The following is a 13,861-nucleotide window of genomic DNA, read 5'->3' as shown; positions in this document are numbered from 1 at the left end:
GAACTGCAGACACTCCTCGCCACCTGGACCGGCGCGTGTCCCACCTGCCACCGCGACATACCCACACCCATACGAACCTGACCAAGCCCTACTAGAAGGCGTACACGTCGCCCGTCTCCAGCACCAGCACCCGCTGCCCGGAGCCCGCCCGGTCGCCGTCCGCCACGGTGGCGAACTCCAGCCGCACCTCGGGCGTCGCCTGCCGCAGCCGCACCCGCAGCACGACCGGCTCCCCCACGCCGTCCGCCTCCAGCGCCCCGACCCGGCACACCACGGCCCGCTCCTCCGTCCGCGCGCACGTGGGCGGCAGCGTCTGACGGTCCGCCAGCGGCTCCGACCAGCGGATGCGCACCATCGACTCCGGCACCACCGCCGAGCCGTGGTTGTGCGGGGCGAACCGCACACCGACCAGACCGCCGGAGAGCACGGCCGAGCCGTGATAGGCGACCTCCGCGGCGGCACCCCGCGGCGCGCCCAGCGCCGGAGCCGTCCCGCCGGCCGCCGCCAGGACCGCCGTCGCGCCCACCGCGACACCGCGCGTCCACCACGTCATGTCCGCTCCTTCCACCGAGGTCGAAGCGATGTATCCCCCGCGCCGCGGCGGGCAGGCGCCGTCCAACAGGTGACGTGGGGGCCGCGCGGCGGCATGCCAAGCTGGCGGTCATGCTCATCCTTCGCTCCGTCGCCCTGTTCGTGCTCGCCGCGCTGTTCGAGATCGGCGGCGCCTGGCTGGTGTGGCAGGGCGTACGGGGACACCGGGGCTGGCTCTGGATCGGCGCGGGCGTCCTGGCCCTCGGCGCCTACGGCTTCGTCGCGACCTTCCAGCCCGAGGGGCACTTCGGCCGCGTCCTCGCCGCGTACGGCGGGATCTTCGTCGCCGGCTCGCTGGCCTGGGGCATGGTCGCGGACGGCTACCGCCCGGACCGCTGGGACGTCACGGGCGCCCTGGTCTGCCTGACCGGCATGGCCGTGATCATGTGGGCGCCGCGCGGCCAGTAGGGCCGCGACACCGCCGGTCCCCGCCCGCCTATCCTGGCCGGACAGTCTTTCGAGGCCGGCAACCCGTCCGCGTACGCCCGAGGAGCAGTCCATGGCCACCGCCGCACCGTCCGCCGCCTCCCGCATCGCCGTCGTCACCGGTGCGAGCAGCGGGATCGGAGCCGCCACGGCACGGCAGCTCGCCGCCGCCGGCTACCGCGTGGTCCTCACCGCCCGCCGCAAGGACCGGATCGAGGCGCTGGCCGAGGAGATCACCGCGGCCGGCCACTCCGCCACCGCCTACCCTCTGGACGTCACGGACCGCGCGGCCGTGGACGAGTTCGCGACCGCGTTCCGCACGGTCGGCGTCCTCGTCAACAACGCGGGCGGAGCCCTCGGCGCCGACCCGGTGGCCACCGGCGACCCGGACGACTGGCGCACGATGTACGAGACGAACGTCATCGGCACCCTGAACCTCACCCAGGCGCTTCTCCCCCGGCTGGAGGCGAGCGGCGACGGCACCGTGGTGGTCGTCTCCTCCACCGCCGGCCACGCCACGTACGAGGGCGGCGCCGGGTACGTCGCGGCCAAGCACGGCGCCCACGTCCTGGCGGAGACCCTGCGCCTGGAGATCGTCGGCAGGCCGGTGCGGGTCGTCGAGGTGGCCCCCGGCATGGTCAGGACCGAGGAGTTCGCGCTGACCCGCTTCGGCGGCGACGCCGAGAAGGCCGCGAAGGTCTACGAGGGCGTGGCCGAGCCGCTGACCGCCGACGACGTCGCCGACACGATCACCTGGGCGGTCACCCGCCCGAGCCACGTGAACATCGACCTGCTGGTGGTCCGCCCGCGGGCCCAGGCCTCCAACACCAAGGTGCACAGAGAGCCCCGGTGAGACCCGCGGGGTTCGCCGGCAGCTACGCGGTGACCCACGCGCCCACGCAGGGCCGGGGCGCGGCGGGCCCGGTCAGCCCTTGACGCAGACGACCTGCTTCAGCTTCGCCACGACCTCCACCAAGTCCCGCTGCTGGTCGATGACCTGCTCGATGGGCTTGTAGGCGCCCGGGATCTCGTCCACGACACCGGAGTCCTTGCGGCACTCCACGCCCCGCGTCTGCTCCTCCAGGTCCTTCGTCGAGAACCGCTTCTTCGCTGCGGTCCGGCTCATGCGCCGACCGGCCCCGTGCGAGGCCGAGTTGAAGGACAGCGCGTTCCCCAGGCCCTTCACGATGTACGAGCCCGTCCCCATGGAGCCGGGGATGATGCCGTACTCGCCGGAGCCGGCCCGGATCGCTCCCTTGCGGGTCACGAGCAGGTCCATGCCGTCGTAGCGCTCCTCGGCCACGTAGTTGTGGTGGGCGCTGATCTCGGGCTCGAAGGCCGGCTTGGCCTTCTTGAACTCCTTGCGGACGACGTCCTTCAGCAGGGCCATCATGATCGTGCGGTTGTACTTGGCGTACTCCTGCGCCCAGAACAGGTCGTTGCGGTACGCCGCCATCTGCGGGGTGTCCGCGACGAAGACGGCGAGGTCGCGGTCGACCAGGCCCTGGTTGTGCGGGAGCCTCTGGGCGACACCGATGTGGAACTCGGCGAGTTCCTTGCCGATGTTCCGCGAACCGGAGTGCAGCATCAGCCACACGGAACCGTCCGTATCGGTGCAGACTTCGACAAAGTGGTTCCCCGATCCGAGCGTCCCCATCTGCTTGGTCGCCCGCTCCTCGCGGAACTTCACCGCCTCGGTGACCGTGCCGAACCGCTGCCAGAAGGAGTCCCACCCGGACGTGCCGAAGCCGTGCAGCCGCGCCGGGTCGACGGGGCTGTCGTGCATGCCCCGGCCCACCGGGATCGCCTGCTCGATCTTCGACCGCAGCCGCGACAGGTCCCCCGGCAGGTCGTTCACCGTCAGGGACGTCTTCACCGCCGACATCCCGCAGCCGATGTCCACGCCGACCGCCGCGGGACACACGGCCCCGCGCATCGCGATCACGGACCCGACCGTGGCGCCCTTGCCGTAGTGCACGTCCGGCATCACGGCGAGGCCCTTGATCCACGGCAGCGTCGCGACGTTCCGCAACTGCTGGAGGGCGGACTCCTCGACCGACGCCGGGTCGGTCCACATACGGATGGGGACCTTCGCACCCGGCATCTCTACATACGACATCTCGCCCTCAACCCCCTGGAAAACACATACAAGTCTGAAAGAGCAAAACTGGCGCCAAGGTCGGCGAAAAAGGACAGCGGACCGGCGTTCACAGCAGTGCGTGCGATACACATTGTCTGCCGAGGGCGCCCCCGCGCGGCAAGCGATTAACCAGCGGGGACACTGAGGGACCGGCGAACACACCGGCCACACCGCACCGTCGAGAGGAGCCTCACCGTGCAGCGGAAGGCGTACGTATCCGGCGTCGCCGCGCTCCTCGCGGTGCTGCTGGCCGGCTGCACCGGCGGCTCCGGCGAAGGCGGCGCCACCGACGACTCCAACCCCGGCGACTCCGGCACGGCGAGCGTGACGGCCGAGCCCGGCCGGTACCGCAACCTGCCCGAGCCCTGCGGCACGGTCGCCGAGGACACCCTCGCCGAGTTGCTGCCCGGCGTACGGGAGATGACGGACGAGAAGCGCCGGGAGAAGGCGTACGAAGGCACCCCGACCCTCACCTTCGACACGGACCGCAAGGTCGGCTGCCGCTGGAAGGTGGAGTCGGCGCAGGCCACCGACCACCTCTTCGTCAACTTCGAGCGTGTGGTGGCCTATGACGCCGCGACCAGCGACGACAGCGAGGCGGAGCGGCTGTTCGCGAAGCAGCGGGACGCCGCGGACCTGCCCGAGCCGGTGAGCACCGTCACGCCGAGCGCCGAGGTGACCGGCTCCTCCTCGCCGTCGCCGTCCGGCTCCCCCTCGCACTCCCCCTCGTCGCCGTCCTCGGCGTCCTCCTCTCCCTCCACCTCCGCGTCCGGGGGCACCCCGTCCGAACTCCAGCCGCGCGTCCTGGAGGACCTCGGGGACGAGGCGTTCCTCGACGACGCGCTCAACACGTCCGGTTCGACGGCCCAGCAGCGCAAGGTGACTGTGGCGTTCCGCACGTCCAACGTGATCGTCACGATCGAGTACGAGGAGCAGCCGATGACCGTCGGCGCCGTGCCCGACAGCGAGGAAATGCAGGACAGGGCCCAGAAACTGGCCGCGCAACTGGCCGACGCGCTGGGCGACTAGCGCCGTCCGCCCACCCCTTCACCCCCTCCCGCGACGTAACCGAAACGAGACCACACACCTTCTTCACCGCGTACCGTGGCCCCTCGGACCCGATCCGACCGCAGGAACCACGAGTGGCAGTCATGAGTGAAGGAACCATGCAGCGAGCAGCGATGCGAGATCAGCTTGACCGGCGTGACCAGCGTGAGCAGTGGGCGAAGGGTCTGCGCCGGGCCCTTGTCTGCGCCGCGGCCGTCCCGGTGATGCTGGTCGCCGCCGGCTGCTCCTCGGACTCCGGTTCCGGCGACAAGGCGGCCGAGGGCGGCGACGGCGGGGCGAAGTCCTCGGCGCCGGCGTCCGCGAGCGCGTCGCCGACCGTGCAGGCCGCCGCGTACAAGGCGCTTCCCGAGGCGTGCAAGGTGCTGTCGGGGAAGACGCTGGACGATCTGGTGCCCAAGGCCAAGTCCGGCAAGAAGGGCTCCTCCGACGACACGTCGACGCGCGGCTCCTGCTCCTGGAGCAGCCTCGACAACAACGGGGTGAAGGGCTCGCAGTTCCGGTGGCTCAACGTCTCCCTGCTGCGCTTCGAGTCGGACGCCTCGCGGGGCGCGGGCGACAAGCTGGCGCAGGAGTACTACCGGGCCCAGGCGCAGGACGCCCGGTCGGTGACCGGCGCGAAGAACACCAAGTCGGAGCCGCTGCCCGGAGTGGGCGACGAGGCGACGGCGGTGCGCTACGAGCTGAAGAAGAAGGAGGGGTCCTTCAAGCAGGAGACGGTCGTCGCCCGCACCGAGAACGTCGTGGTCACCGTCGACTACAACGGCGCCGGTCTGGCCGGTGAGAAGGCGCCGAACGGCGACACCCTGAACAAGCTGGCGCAGAAGGCGCTCAAGGAGGCCGTGGCCGCGGTCGCGAAGGCCAACGGCGCCGGCGGTGACGCGGGCACGCCGAGCAGCGCCCCTTCGAAGCCGGTGTCGAAGTCTCCCTCGGCCGGCCCGTCCAAGGACGCGTCGCGCTCCCCTTCCCCGTCAGCGTCGAAGAAGAGCTGACTGTCACACCCCGCCCACCGCTGTGTCACAACACGCAGCTCAGCGGGGGATGTTGACCGAGCCCGGTTCCCCTCGGGGACCGGGCCCGTGCCGGTCCGGGGGCACGGGCACCGTCCGGATGTGCCACTCTGTTGCGCGCAACAACACGCATGGGGAGGGGAGTACGAGTGGCCGGGCCACCGCAGCTGACTCGGATGCACCGCGTTCTCATCGGCGTGGTCGTCTTCGGCGCCGTGATCATCGCCGGTATCGGCTTCGCCGGTTCGTACGCGGCCGTCCGCGAACTGGCCATCCAGAAGGGCTTCGGGAACTTCAGTTATGTGTTCCCGATCGGCATCGACGCGGGCATCTGCGTCCTGCTGGCCCTGGATCTGCTGCTGACGTGGATCCGCATCCCCTTCCCGCTGCTGCGCCAGACGGCCTGGCTGCTGACGACCGCCACGATCGCCTTCAACGGCGCGGCGGCGTGGCCGGATCCGCTGGGCGTGGGCATGCACGCCGTCATCCCGATCCTGTTCGTGGTGTCGGTCGAGGCGGCGCGGCACGCGATCGGCCGCATAGCCGACATCACCGCCGACAAGCACATGGAGGGCGTCCGCCTGACCCGGTGGCTGCTCTCGCCGGTGCCGACGTTCCTGCTGTGGCGCCGTATGAAGCTGTGGGAGCTGCGCTCCTACGAGCAGGTGATCAAGCTGGAGCAGGAGCGGCTGGTCTACCAGGCGCGGCTGCGCTCGCGCTTCGGCCGGGCCTGGCGCCGCAAGGCTCCGGTGGAGTCCCTGATGCCGCTGCGGCTGGCGCGGTACGGCGTCCCGCTGGCCGAGACCGCCCCGGCGGGCCTGGCGGCGGCGGGCATCGAGCCGGCGCTGCTGCCCCCGGCGCCCCAGCAGGCGCTGGACGCGGTGCCCGCGGCGGCCGGTCCGGCGGCCCTGGGCGGCGCGGAGGGCTCCCGTGCCGCGGTGGCCGCCTCCATCCCCCGGCAGGGCGGCCCGGTGGACCAGCGGTTCCCGCACCCGGCGGGACCGCCGGAGCCGGAGCCGGAGTACGTGCAGGACTGGTTCAACACGCCCCGGCAGGTCGAGTACCACGGCGGCTACGACGCCCAGTACGACCCCCAGGGGCACCTGGAGGACTGGTACGCGGAGCAGCAGCGGGCCGACCAGTACCGCGATCAGTACGAGGAGGAGCCCCCGCTTCAGGAGCCCTCCCCGGAGGACACCGGCACGTTCCCGATCCCGGTGACCGCGGGCCGTACCCGGCAGCTCGGCGAGGGCGGCGGCACGCCGGCCCCCGAGCCGTCGGAGGAGGACTACTACCAGGTCTTCCGGGAGTCGATAAAGGGCGGGAACGGGGCGCCGACCCCGCGCGGGTTCATCGCCGACGTCGAGGCCACGTACGGCGTGAAGCTGGACGAGGCGGACGTCAAGCGCATGATGAACCGCTTCTCCAACCGGCTCAACGCGGAGCTGACGGACGAGCACATCGCCTGAGCCGCCGACCGGCACACGGACATGCAAGAGGGGCCCTCGATCCCGAGGGCCCCTCTTCCTTGTCCGGTCAGGCGCCGAGCAGGTGCCGCACCCGCTCCTGGCCCACCGCCAGCAGCAGGGTGGGCAGCCGCGGCCCGGTGTCCCGGCCCACCAGCAGGTGGTAGAGCAGGGCGAAGAACGACCGCTGGGCCGTCTTGATCTCGGGCGGCAGTTCCTTGGGCGTGGCGTCCGCGGAGAAGCCGGCCTGCACCTTGGGCACGCCGTACACGAGGTGGCTCAGCCCGTCGAGCGACCAGTGCTCGGCGAGCCCGTCGAGCAGCAGCCGCAGCGACTCCCGGGACGCCTCGTCGAGGGACTTCAGCAGCTCGGCGTCGGGCTCGTCGCGCACGATGGTCCGCTGGTCGGCGGGTACCTGCGTGTTGATCCAGGCCTCGGCCTTGTCGTAGCGCGGTCGGACCTCGTCCAGGTCGGCCAGCGGGTTCTGCGGGTCGAGCTCGGAGAGGATCCGCAGCGCCTGGTCCTGGTGCCCGGCGGTGATGTCCGCGACCGACGCGAGCGTGCGGTACGGCAGCGGGCGCGGCGTGCGGGGCAGCTCACCGGCGGCCGTGCCCATGGCCCGGGAGTGCGCCGCGACATCGGCCGGCAGCGCGGTGCCGTCGGCGACCTTGGCGTCGAGCTTGTCCCACTCGTCGTAGAGCCGCTGGATCTCCTGGTCGAAGGCGATCTTGAACGACTGGTTGGGGCGGCGGCGGGCGTACAGCCAGCGCAGCAGCTGCGGTTCCATGATCTTCAGCGCGTCGGCCGGGGTGGGCACCCCGCCCTTGGACGACGACATCTTCGCCATGCCGCTGATGCCGACGAAGGCGTACATCGGGCCGATCGGCTGCTCGCCGCCGAAGATGCCGACGATCTGCCCGCCGACCTGGAACGACGAACCCGGCGAGGAGTGGTCGACGCCGCTCGGCTCGAAGATCACGCCCTCGTAGGCCCAGCGCATCGGCCAGTCGACCTTCCAGACCAGCTTGCCGCGGTTGAACTCCTCGAGCCGCACGGTCTCCGCGAAGCCGCACGCGTCGCACGTGTACGACAGCTCGGTGGTGTCGTCGTCGTAGGAGGTGACGGTGGTGAGGTCCTTCTCGCAGTTGCCGCAGTACGGCTTGTACGGGAAGTACCCGGCGGAGCCGGAGCTGCCGTCGTCCTCGGCCGCGGCGCCGGAGCCCTCGGCGGCCTCCAGCTCGGCCTCGTCGACCGGCTTCTGCTGCTTCTTCGCCGGCGCCTTCTTGGTGCGGTACTGGGCGAGGATCGCGTCGATGTCACCGCGGTGCTTCATGGCGTGCAGGATCTGCTCGCGGTAGACGCCCGAGGTGTACTGCTTCGTCTGGCTGATCCCGTCGAACTCCACGCCCAGCTCGGCCAGCGACTCGATCATCGCGGCCTTGAAGTGCTCCGCCCAGTTCGGGTACGGCGAGCCCTTCGGGGCCGGGACGGAGGTCAGCGGCTTGCCGATGTGCTCGGACCACGACCCGTCCACACCGGGGACGCCGTCCGGGACCTTGCGGTAGCGGTCGTAGTCGTCCCAGGAGATCAGGTGCCGGACCTCGCGGCCGCGGCGCCGGATCTCGTCGGCGACCAGGTGCGGGGTCATGACCTCGCGCAGGTTGCCCAGGTGGATGGGGCCGGAGGGGGAGAGACCGGACGCGACGACGACCGGTTTGCCCGGGGCCCGACGCTCCGACTCCTCGATGACCTCATCCGCGAAACGGGAGACCCAGTCGGTGGTCTCGGTGCTCTGAGCCACGATCGGCACGTCCTTCTTTCTGCACAGGGCGGCCGCGCGGTCCACGGCCGACACGTCATTCTCCCAGACGGCCTCGCGCTCGAGAAAATGGCTTTACCACCCATGGGATACTGGCTGGGTCTATCCGTCCCACGAGGAGAACGGCATCCCATCCCATGGCCTCGGTCACGCCCCTCAGCGCTTCTGTCGAGCAGCAGCTCACGTCCGCCCTCTCGGCCACCCTGCCGGAGGCGACCGACGTCGACCCGCTGCTCCGACGCAGCGACCGGGCGGACTACCAGGCGAACGGCATCCTCGCCCTCGCCAAGAAGGCCAAGTCCAACCCGAGGGAGCTGGCCACCCAGGTCGTGGCGGGCATCGCCACCGGTGACGTGATCCAGGACGTCGAGGTCTCCGGCCCCGGCTTCCTCAACATCATGCTCGCGGACCGGGCCATCGTCGAGAACCTGGCCGCGCGGTACGCCGACGGCGACCGGCTCGGCGTGGCGCCCAAGGCCGAGCCCGGCGTCACCGTGATCGACTACGCCCAGCCGAACGTGGCCAAGGAGATGCACGTCGGCCACCTGCGCTCCGCGGTGATCGGCGACGCCCTGCGGGGCATGCTCGACTTCACCGGCGAGAAGACGATCGGCCGGCACCACATCGGCGACTGGGGCACCCAGTTCGGCATGCTCATCCAGTACCTGCTGGAGCACCCGGGCGAGCTGGCGCCGCCCTCCGAGGTCGACGGCGAGCAGGCCATGTCGAACCTGAACCGGGTCTACAAGGCGTCGCGGGCGCTGTTCGACACGGACGAGGAGTTCAAGGAGCGGGCCCGTAAGCGGGTCGTCGCCCTGCAGTCGGGCGACAAGGAGACCCTCGAGCTGTGGCAGCAGTTCGTGGACGAGTCGAAGGTCTACTTCTACTCGGTCTTCGAAAAGCTCGACATGGAGATCCGCGACGACGAGATCGTCGGCGAGTCCGCGTACAACGACGGCATGCCCGAGACGGCCCGCCTCCTGGAGGAGATGGGTGTCGCGGTGCGCTCCGAGGGCGCGCTCGTCGTGTTCTTCGACGACATCCGGGGCAAGGACGACCAGCCGGTCCCGCTGATCGTGCAGAAGGCCGACGGCGGCTTCGGCTACGCCGCCTCCGACCTGACCGCGATCCGCGACAGGGTGGTGGACCTGCACGCGACGACGCTGCTGTACGTGGTGGACGTCCGTCAGTCGCTGCACTTCAAGATGGTCTTCGAGGCGGCCCGCCGGGCCGGCTGGCTGGGCGACGACGTCACCGCGCACAACATGGGCTACGGCACCGTGCTCGGCGCGGACGGCAAGCCGTTCAAGACGCGTGAGGGTGCGACCGTACGGCTGGAGGACCTGCTGGACGAGGCGGTGCAGCGGGCCGCCGAGGTCGTCCGGGAGAAGGCGCAGGACCTCTCCGAGGACGAGATCCAGGAGCGGGCCGCGCAGGTGGGCATCGGCGCGGTGAAGTACGCCGACCTGTCCACGTCTCCCAGCCGGGACTACAAGTTCGACCTGGACCAGATGGTGTCGCTGAACGGCGACACGTCCGTCTACCTCCAGTACGCGTACGCCCGGATCCAGTCGATCCTGCGCAAGGCCGGTGACGTCCGGCCGGCCGCGCACCCCGAGCTGGAGCTGCACGCGGCGGAGCGGGCGCTGGGCCTGCACCTGGACGCCTTCGGGGACACGGTCTTCGAGGCGGCCGCGGAGTACGCCCCGCACAAGGTGGCCGCGTACCTGTACCAGCTGGCGTCGCTGTACACGACGTTCTACGACAAGTGCCCGGTGCTGAAGGCCGAGACGTCCGCGCAGGTGGAGAACCGCCTGTTCCTGTGCGACCTGACGGCCCGCACCCTGACCAAGGGCATGTCCCTGCTGGGCATCCGGACGCCCGAGCGCCTCTGAGCCCGGCGCACGCACGCAGGCGCACGGCCCGTCCTCTCCGTCGTGGGAGAGGACGGGCCGTGTCCGTGAAGGGCCGGACGGCTACCGGCTGTTGGCGAAGGTCTTGAAGGCCGCCCTGGTGCCGGACCCGGCGATCCCGTCGATCGCGCCGGTGTAGCCCCAGTGCTGGAGCAGCCGCTGGAGCGCCTTGATGGTGCCCGACCCGACGACGCCGTCGATCGCGCCCGTGTAGCCCCAGTACTCCTTGAGGCACCGCTGGAACGCCTTCCAGCTGTTGGTGCCGAGCTCTCCGTCGATCGCCCCGGTGTAGCCCCAGTACTCCTTGAGCCAGCCCTGCACCTTCTTCGCCTCGGCCGTGCTCAGTCCGAGGTTGTTCACCGCGAGGACGCCGGCGTCGGCGCTCACCGCCGGCTGGGTGTCCGGCGCCGCGAAGCTCGTCCCGGCGGTCGCGAGGCTGCCGGCGGCGAGGCCGACGACGGCGGTGACACTGACGAGGGTCCTGGTCCAGACATTCGGTCGCATACGTGTCCCTCTCGATCTCGGTCAGGTGGCGGCCGGTGCCGCCTGGCTGGCGAAACGAGCCTGGTGCCTGCCCGGAGCCGGGTGCCACGACCACCGCGGAAGTGACGTCGTCGCGGGACGTCCCACCCCCCGACCTGCGAGGACGCGGCTCTCCGCGACGTCACGGCGGGACGCCCGCGGCCGGCCGGTGGCCGAATCCCCACCGCTGCCGGAACCGGCTTCCGGTGCGGGCCGTGGTTGCTGATGCAGAATGCGACGGGGGGCGCGTGGGCCACTGACCACGGACCGCGGGCCCGCACCGTGAACGCGAATGGGGGGAACATGTCGCGTTGGGCAGCGCTGCCCGCGGAACTGGATCCGCGTGTACGGCAGTTCGTGGTGCGTACGCGTCGCATGAAGGACCACAGCGGGCTGAGTCTGCGGCAGCTCGCGGCGCGGACCGGGTACAGCCAGAAGTCCTGGGAGCGGTATCTGGGAGGCCGGTCGCTGCCGCCCGGGGACGCCGTCGAAGCGCTGGCCCGGGCCGTGGGGGAGGATCCGACGCGGCTGCTCGCGCTGCACGAGGTGGCGGCGCAGGCGTGGCGCACCGGACGCGCCGAACCGCCCGACCCGGAACCGCTGGTGGTTCCGGACGCCGCCGACGTCCCGCGCCCGCCGGGCCGTTCACTGCGGGTCGCCCTGGTGGCGGGGGCCGTGGCGCTGGTGCTGGCGCTCTCCACCGCCGCGCTGCTCGTCGTCCGGCTCAGCGGCGGCGAGCGGGCCGGACCGCCCGCGACCCTCGTGGCGACCGATGTGCCGTCGTCGGCGCCGGCCTCGCCCACGGCACCGCTCTACGCCTGCCGCCTCGAACGCGTCGACGGCCGCTGGTACGCGGGCCTCAGCCGCACCCGGGGCGCGATCCTGGCCCAGGGCCAGGCGGGGCCGGACGTCGCCGAGGCCCAGTGCCTGCTGCGCCGGGCCGGTCTCGCGCCGGGCGCCGTCGACGGGATCTTCGGGCCGGTGACGCAGCGCGCGGTGCGGGACCTGCAGCGGCGGGACGGTCTCGTGGCGGACGGCATCGTCGGGCCGCACACCTGGAAGGCGCTGCGGGGATGACGGCGCCGTCGCCCTCGCCGGGACGGGCCCGGCTCGCGGACGTACTGCGGGAGGTGAAGGACCGCACCGGGCTGAGCCTGGCCGGTCTCGCCGCCAGGACCACGTTCAGCAAGTCCTCCTGGGACCGCTACCTCAACGGCCGGACGCTCCCGCCGCGCGACGCGGTGCGGGAGCTGTGCCGTCTCGCCGGGGAACCGGAGGGGCGCTGCCTGGCACTGTGGGAGATCGCCGAGTCGGAGGGCAGCGGCCGGGCGGCGGAGCGTGCGGGACCCGTGACCCGGCCGGCACCCCCCGCCGCTTCGCCGGAGACCGCGCCCACCGGGGAACGGCACCCGGCGCGGCAATACTCCGCGCACCGCCGGGCGACGCTCGCCGCGGTGCTGGCCTCGGTGTCCGCCGTGATCGTCGGCGCCCTCGCCGCGGTGGTCCTGCTCCTGCCGGTCCGCGACGGCGGGCCGGGGGCGCTGTCGCCGCCCCCGTCCGCGACGGGACCGCGCTGCCGGGGCGCGGTCTGCGAGGGCAAGAGCCCGATGCACATGAAGTGCGCGGCCGCGCCGCAGACCCTCGCCGCGCACCGGACGGCGACCGGTGCCTGGCTGGAGCTGCGCTACAGCCATGAGTGCGGGACGAGTTGGGCCCGGATGTGGGGGACGCGGATCGGCGACCGGCTGGAGATGTCGGCGGTCCCGCGCGCCGGGGCGGCGGGCGGCCGGGTGCGCGGCGTGCGCATCGAGGACGGCGTCGACGCGGACTCGTACGTCTACACGCCCATGACCGCGGCCGCGCCGGGCAGCGTCGTCCGCGCCTGCTTCGACCCGGCCGCCGGCGGCGGCGAGGAGTGCTTCGACAGCCGCATCGCGCGGTGAGTTGTCAGTGCCTCCCCCTACAGTCACCGGCATGGCGACTCTTCCCAACCCGCTGCCGAAGCTCATCAGCGACCCCACCGGGGCCGCTCTCGGTCTCCGACTCCCGCCCGGGCGGCTCGTCGACGCCACCCAGCAGGGCCCCTGGCACGAACCGCTGCTGTGGCTCGCGGACGCGCCGGCCGCGCCCGGCGACTGGGCGGAGCTGGCCCCGGCCCGGCGCTCCGCCGGACTGCTGCCGGTCGTCGTCGGCGCGGGCGGCGGACAGGGCGGCCCGGAGCACTGGGAGCTGGCGCCCGACGCGATGTCGTACCCGGGGGACCACGACGCAGACGAGGTGCTGGCCGACCTGTGGGAGGAGTACGCCGCCGGGGAGACCGGCCAGGAGTGGCCCGGCCTGACCGAGGCCACCGCCACCGACCCCGGCCCGGACTCGCCGCAGGACCCGGACGCGGTGGCGATGACCCTCGTGGACGAGCTGGTGGACGGCGGCGGCCTGCTGGAGGAGCCCCGGCTGGCCCTCGTCCCGGCCCGCCGCAGCGCGGACATCCCGGCGGCGATCGGCTGGTCGGGCCCGGTGAACCACGAGGGCGACACCGCGCGCCTGTGCGCGGTGCTCCGCTCCTGGGAGGACCGCTTCGGCATACGGGTGGTGGCGCTGGGCTTCGACCACCTGCTCGTCTCCGTCGCGGCGCCGCCGGTCACCCCGGCCGAGGCGGAGGCCGTCGCCGCCGAGCACTTCGCGTTCTGCCCGGACACCATCCTGCAGAGCGGCGACACCGGCGTGCGCGCCTACGCCGAGACCCGCGTGCTCGGTCAGCCGGCCTGGCACTTCTGGTGGGACTGACCCTCGCGCGCCGGTCCTAGGGCGTGCTTCGAAAGTAGCGTCGTCCGCCCGAAGGGCGGGGTCCGCGGCGTCTGGTGCGGTGCATCGCAAGGCGGAGGGTCGTCCGCGTACTGGGCGTACGC

At 72.1% G+C, this 13,861-nt stretch carries 13 protein-coding genes; 9 read left to right on the top strand and 4 right to left on the bottom strand.

Features of this window, described 5'->3' with window-relative positions:
- Nucleotides 1-91 precede the first annotated feature (91 nt).
- Entirely contained in the window at nucleotides 92-553 is a 462-nt protein-coding gene (locus tag ACFRAC_RS36010) for a hypothetical protein (RefSeq protein ID WP_382939332.1), read from the bottom strand.
- Nucleotides 554-663: 110 nt separating this feature from the next.
- Between ACFRAC_RS36010 and ACFRAC_RS36005 the strand changes: the two genes are divergently transcribed.
- Together ACFRAC_RS36005 and ACFRAC_RS36000 are read left to right on the top strand one after the other, a co-directional pair.
- Nucleotides 664-999, top strand: coding sequence for a YnfA family protein (locus ACFRAC_RS36005; RefSeq protein WP_382939330.1), 336 nt, complete (start codon nucleotides 664-666; stop codon nucleotides 997-999).
- 91 nt (nucleotides 1,000-1,090) lie between these two features.
- A complete protein-coding gene (locus tag ACFRAC_RS36000; protein ID WP_382939325.1) occupies nucleotides 1,091-1,870 on the top strand; it encodes an SDR family NAD(P)-dependent oxidoreductase in 780 nt (259 codons plus the stop codon).
- 72 nt (nucleotides 1,871-1,942) lie between these two features.
- On the opposite strand, the gene ACFRAC_RS35995 is transcribed toward ACFRAC_RS36000, so the two are convergent.
- Nucleotides 1,943-3,136: an RtcB family protein gene (locus ACFRAC_RS35995; RefSeq protein WP_382939322.1), complete on the bottom strand. Its 1,194-nt coding sequence runs from the start codon at nucleotides 3,134-3,136 to the stop codon at nucleotides 1,943-1,945.
- Nucleotides 3,137-3,352: 216 nt separating this feature from the next.
- On the opposite strand from ACFRAC_RS35995, the gene ACFRAC_RS35990 reads away from it, so the two are divergent.
- From ACFRAC_RS35990 to ACFRAC_RS35980, 3 genes are all read left to right on the top strand, one after another.
- Nucleotides 3,353-4,186, top strand: a complete 834-nt coding sequence (locus tag ACFRAC_RS35990) for a DUF3558 domain-containing protein (RefSeq protein ID WP_382939319.1) — start codon at nucleotides 3,353-3,355, stop codon at nucleotides 4,184-4,186.
- Between the two features lie 137 nt (nucleotides 4,187-4,323).
- Entirely contained in the window at nucleotides 4,324-5,214 is an 891-nt protein-coding gene (locus tag ACFRAC_RS35985) for a DUF3558 family protein (RefSeq protein ID WP_382939316.1), read from the top strand.
- A 167-nt stretch (nucleotides 5,215-5,381) separates the two neighbouring features.
- Complete coding sequence (locus ACFRAC_RS35980) at nucleotides 5,382-6,701, top strand: DUF2637 domain-containing protein (protein ID WP_382939314.1); 1,320 nt, start codon at nucleotides 5,382-5,384, stop codon at nucleotides 6,699-6,701.
- Nucleotides 6,702-6,768: 67 nt separating this feature from the next.
- Here the strand turns inward: ACFRAC_RS35980 and lysS are convergent, their stop codons facing one another.
- The gene (gene lysS / locus ACFRAC_RS35975; RefSeq protein ID WP_382939335.1) at nucleotides 6,769-8,508 is read right to left on the bottom strand and encodes a lysine--tRNA ligase; all 1,740 of its coding nucleotides are present in this window, start codon (nucleotides 8,506-8,508) and stop codon (nucleotides 6,769-6,771) included.
- Nucleotides 8,509-8,654: 146 nt separating this feature from the next.
- Between lysS and argS the strand changes: the two genes are divergently transcribed.
- Nucleotides 8,655-10,412 (top strand): arginine--tRNA ligase, encoded by a 1,758-nt coding sequence (gene argS, locus ACFRAC_RS35970; protein ID WP_382939312.1) that lies wholly within the window; start codon nucleotides 8,655-8,657, stop codon nucleotides 10,410-10,412.
- Nucleotides 10,413-10,493: 81 nt separating this feature from the next.
- Here argS and ACFRAC_RS35965 read toward each other — a convergent pair whose 3' ends face one another.
- A complete protein-coding gene (locus tag ACFRAC_RS35965; RefSeq protein ID WP_382939309.1) occupies nucleotides 10,494-10,934 on the bottom strand; it encodes a peptidoglycan-binding protein in 441 nt (146 codons plus the stop codon).
- A 321-nt stretch (nucleotides 10,935-11,255) separates the two neighbouring features.
- Here ACFRAC_RS35965 and ACFRAC_RS35960 point away from each other — a divergent pair, with 321 nt between their 5' ends.
- The 3 genes from ACFRAC_RS35960 to ACFRAC_RS35950 are packed head-to-tail and all read left to right on the top strand — an operon-like array spanning nucleotide 11,256 to nucleotide 13,739.
- Complete coding sequence (locus ACFRAC_RS35960) at nucleotides 11,256-12,029, top strand: peptidoglycan-binding protein (protein ID WP_382939305.1); 774 nt, start codon at nucleotides 11,256-11,258, stop codon at nucleotides 12,027-12,029.
- Nucleotides 12,026-12,895: a helix-turn-helix domain-containing protein gene (locus ACFRAC_RS35955; protein ID WP_382939301.1), complete on the top strand. Its 870-nt coding sequence runs from the start codon at nucleotides 12,026-12,028 to the stop codon at nucleotides 12,893-12,895. The genes ACFRAC_RS35960 and ACFRAC_RS35955 overlap by 4 nt, the downstream gene beginning before the upstream one ends.
- A 31-nt stretch (nucleotides 12,896-12,926) precedes the next feature.
- Nucleotides 12,927-13,739, top strand: a complete 813-nt coding sequence (locus ACFRAC_RS35950; protein WP_382939297.1) for a DUF4253 domain-containing protein — start codon at nucleotides 12,927-12,929, stop codon at nucleotides 13,737-13,739.
- Nucleotides 13,740-13,861 lie beyond the last annotated feature (122 nt).

The organism is Streptomyces sp. NPDC056628 (assembly GCF_042792555.1).
Lineage (GTDB): Bacteria > Actinomycetota > Actinomycetes > Streptomycetales > Streptomycetaceae > Streptomyces.
Note: the sequence above shows the minus strand (reverse complement) of the source record. Positions and strands in the feature narration are given on the sequence as shown.

Excerpts from the sequence above, each read along its gene's own strand:
- ACFRAC_RS36010 (WP_382939332.1), bottom strand. The coding sequence starts at position 553 with ATGACGTGGTGGACGCGCGGTGTCGCGGTGGGCGCGACGGCGGTCCTG.
- ACFRAC_RS36005 (WP_382939330.1), top strand. The coding sequence starts at position 664 with ATGCTCATCCTTCGCTCCGTCGCCCTGTTCGTGCTCGCCGCGCTGTTC.
- ACFRAC_RS36000 (WP_382939325.1), top strand. The coding sequence starts at position 1,091 with ATGGCCACCGCCGCACCGTCCGCCGCCTCCCGCATCGCCGTCGTCACC.
- ACFRAC_RS35995 (WP_382939322.1), bottom strand. The coding sequence starts at position 3,136 with ATGTCGTATGTAGAGATGCCGGGTGCGAAGGTCCCCATCCGTATGTGG.
- ACFRAC_RS35985 (WP_382939316.1), top strand. The coding sequence starts at position 4,324 with ATGCAGCGAGCAGCGATGCGAGATCAGCTTGACCGGCGTGACCAGCGT.
- argS (WP_382939312.1), top strand. The coding sequence starts at position 8,655 with ATGGCCTCGGTCACGCCCCTCAGCGCTTCTGTCGAGCAGCAGCTCACG.
- ACFRAC_RS35965 (WP_382939309.1), bottom strand. The coding sequence starts at position 10,934 with ATGCGACCGAATGTCTGGACCAGGACCCTCGTCAGTGTCACCGCCGTC.
- ACFRAC_RS35960 (WP_382939305.1), top strand. The coding sequence starts at position 11,256 with ATGTCGCGTTGGGCAGCGCTGCCCGCGGAACTGGATCCGCGTGTACGG.
- ACFRAC_RS35955 (WP_382939301.1), top strand. The coding sequence starts at position 12,026 with ATGACGGCGCCGTCGCCCTCGCCGGGACGGGCCCGGCTCGCGGACGTA.
- ACFRAC_RS35950 (WP_382939297.1), top strand. The coding sequence starts at position 12,927 with ATGGCGACTCTTCCCAACCCGCTGCCGAAGCTCATCAGCGACCCCACC.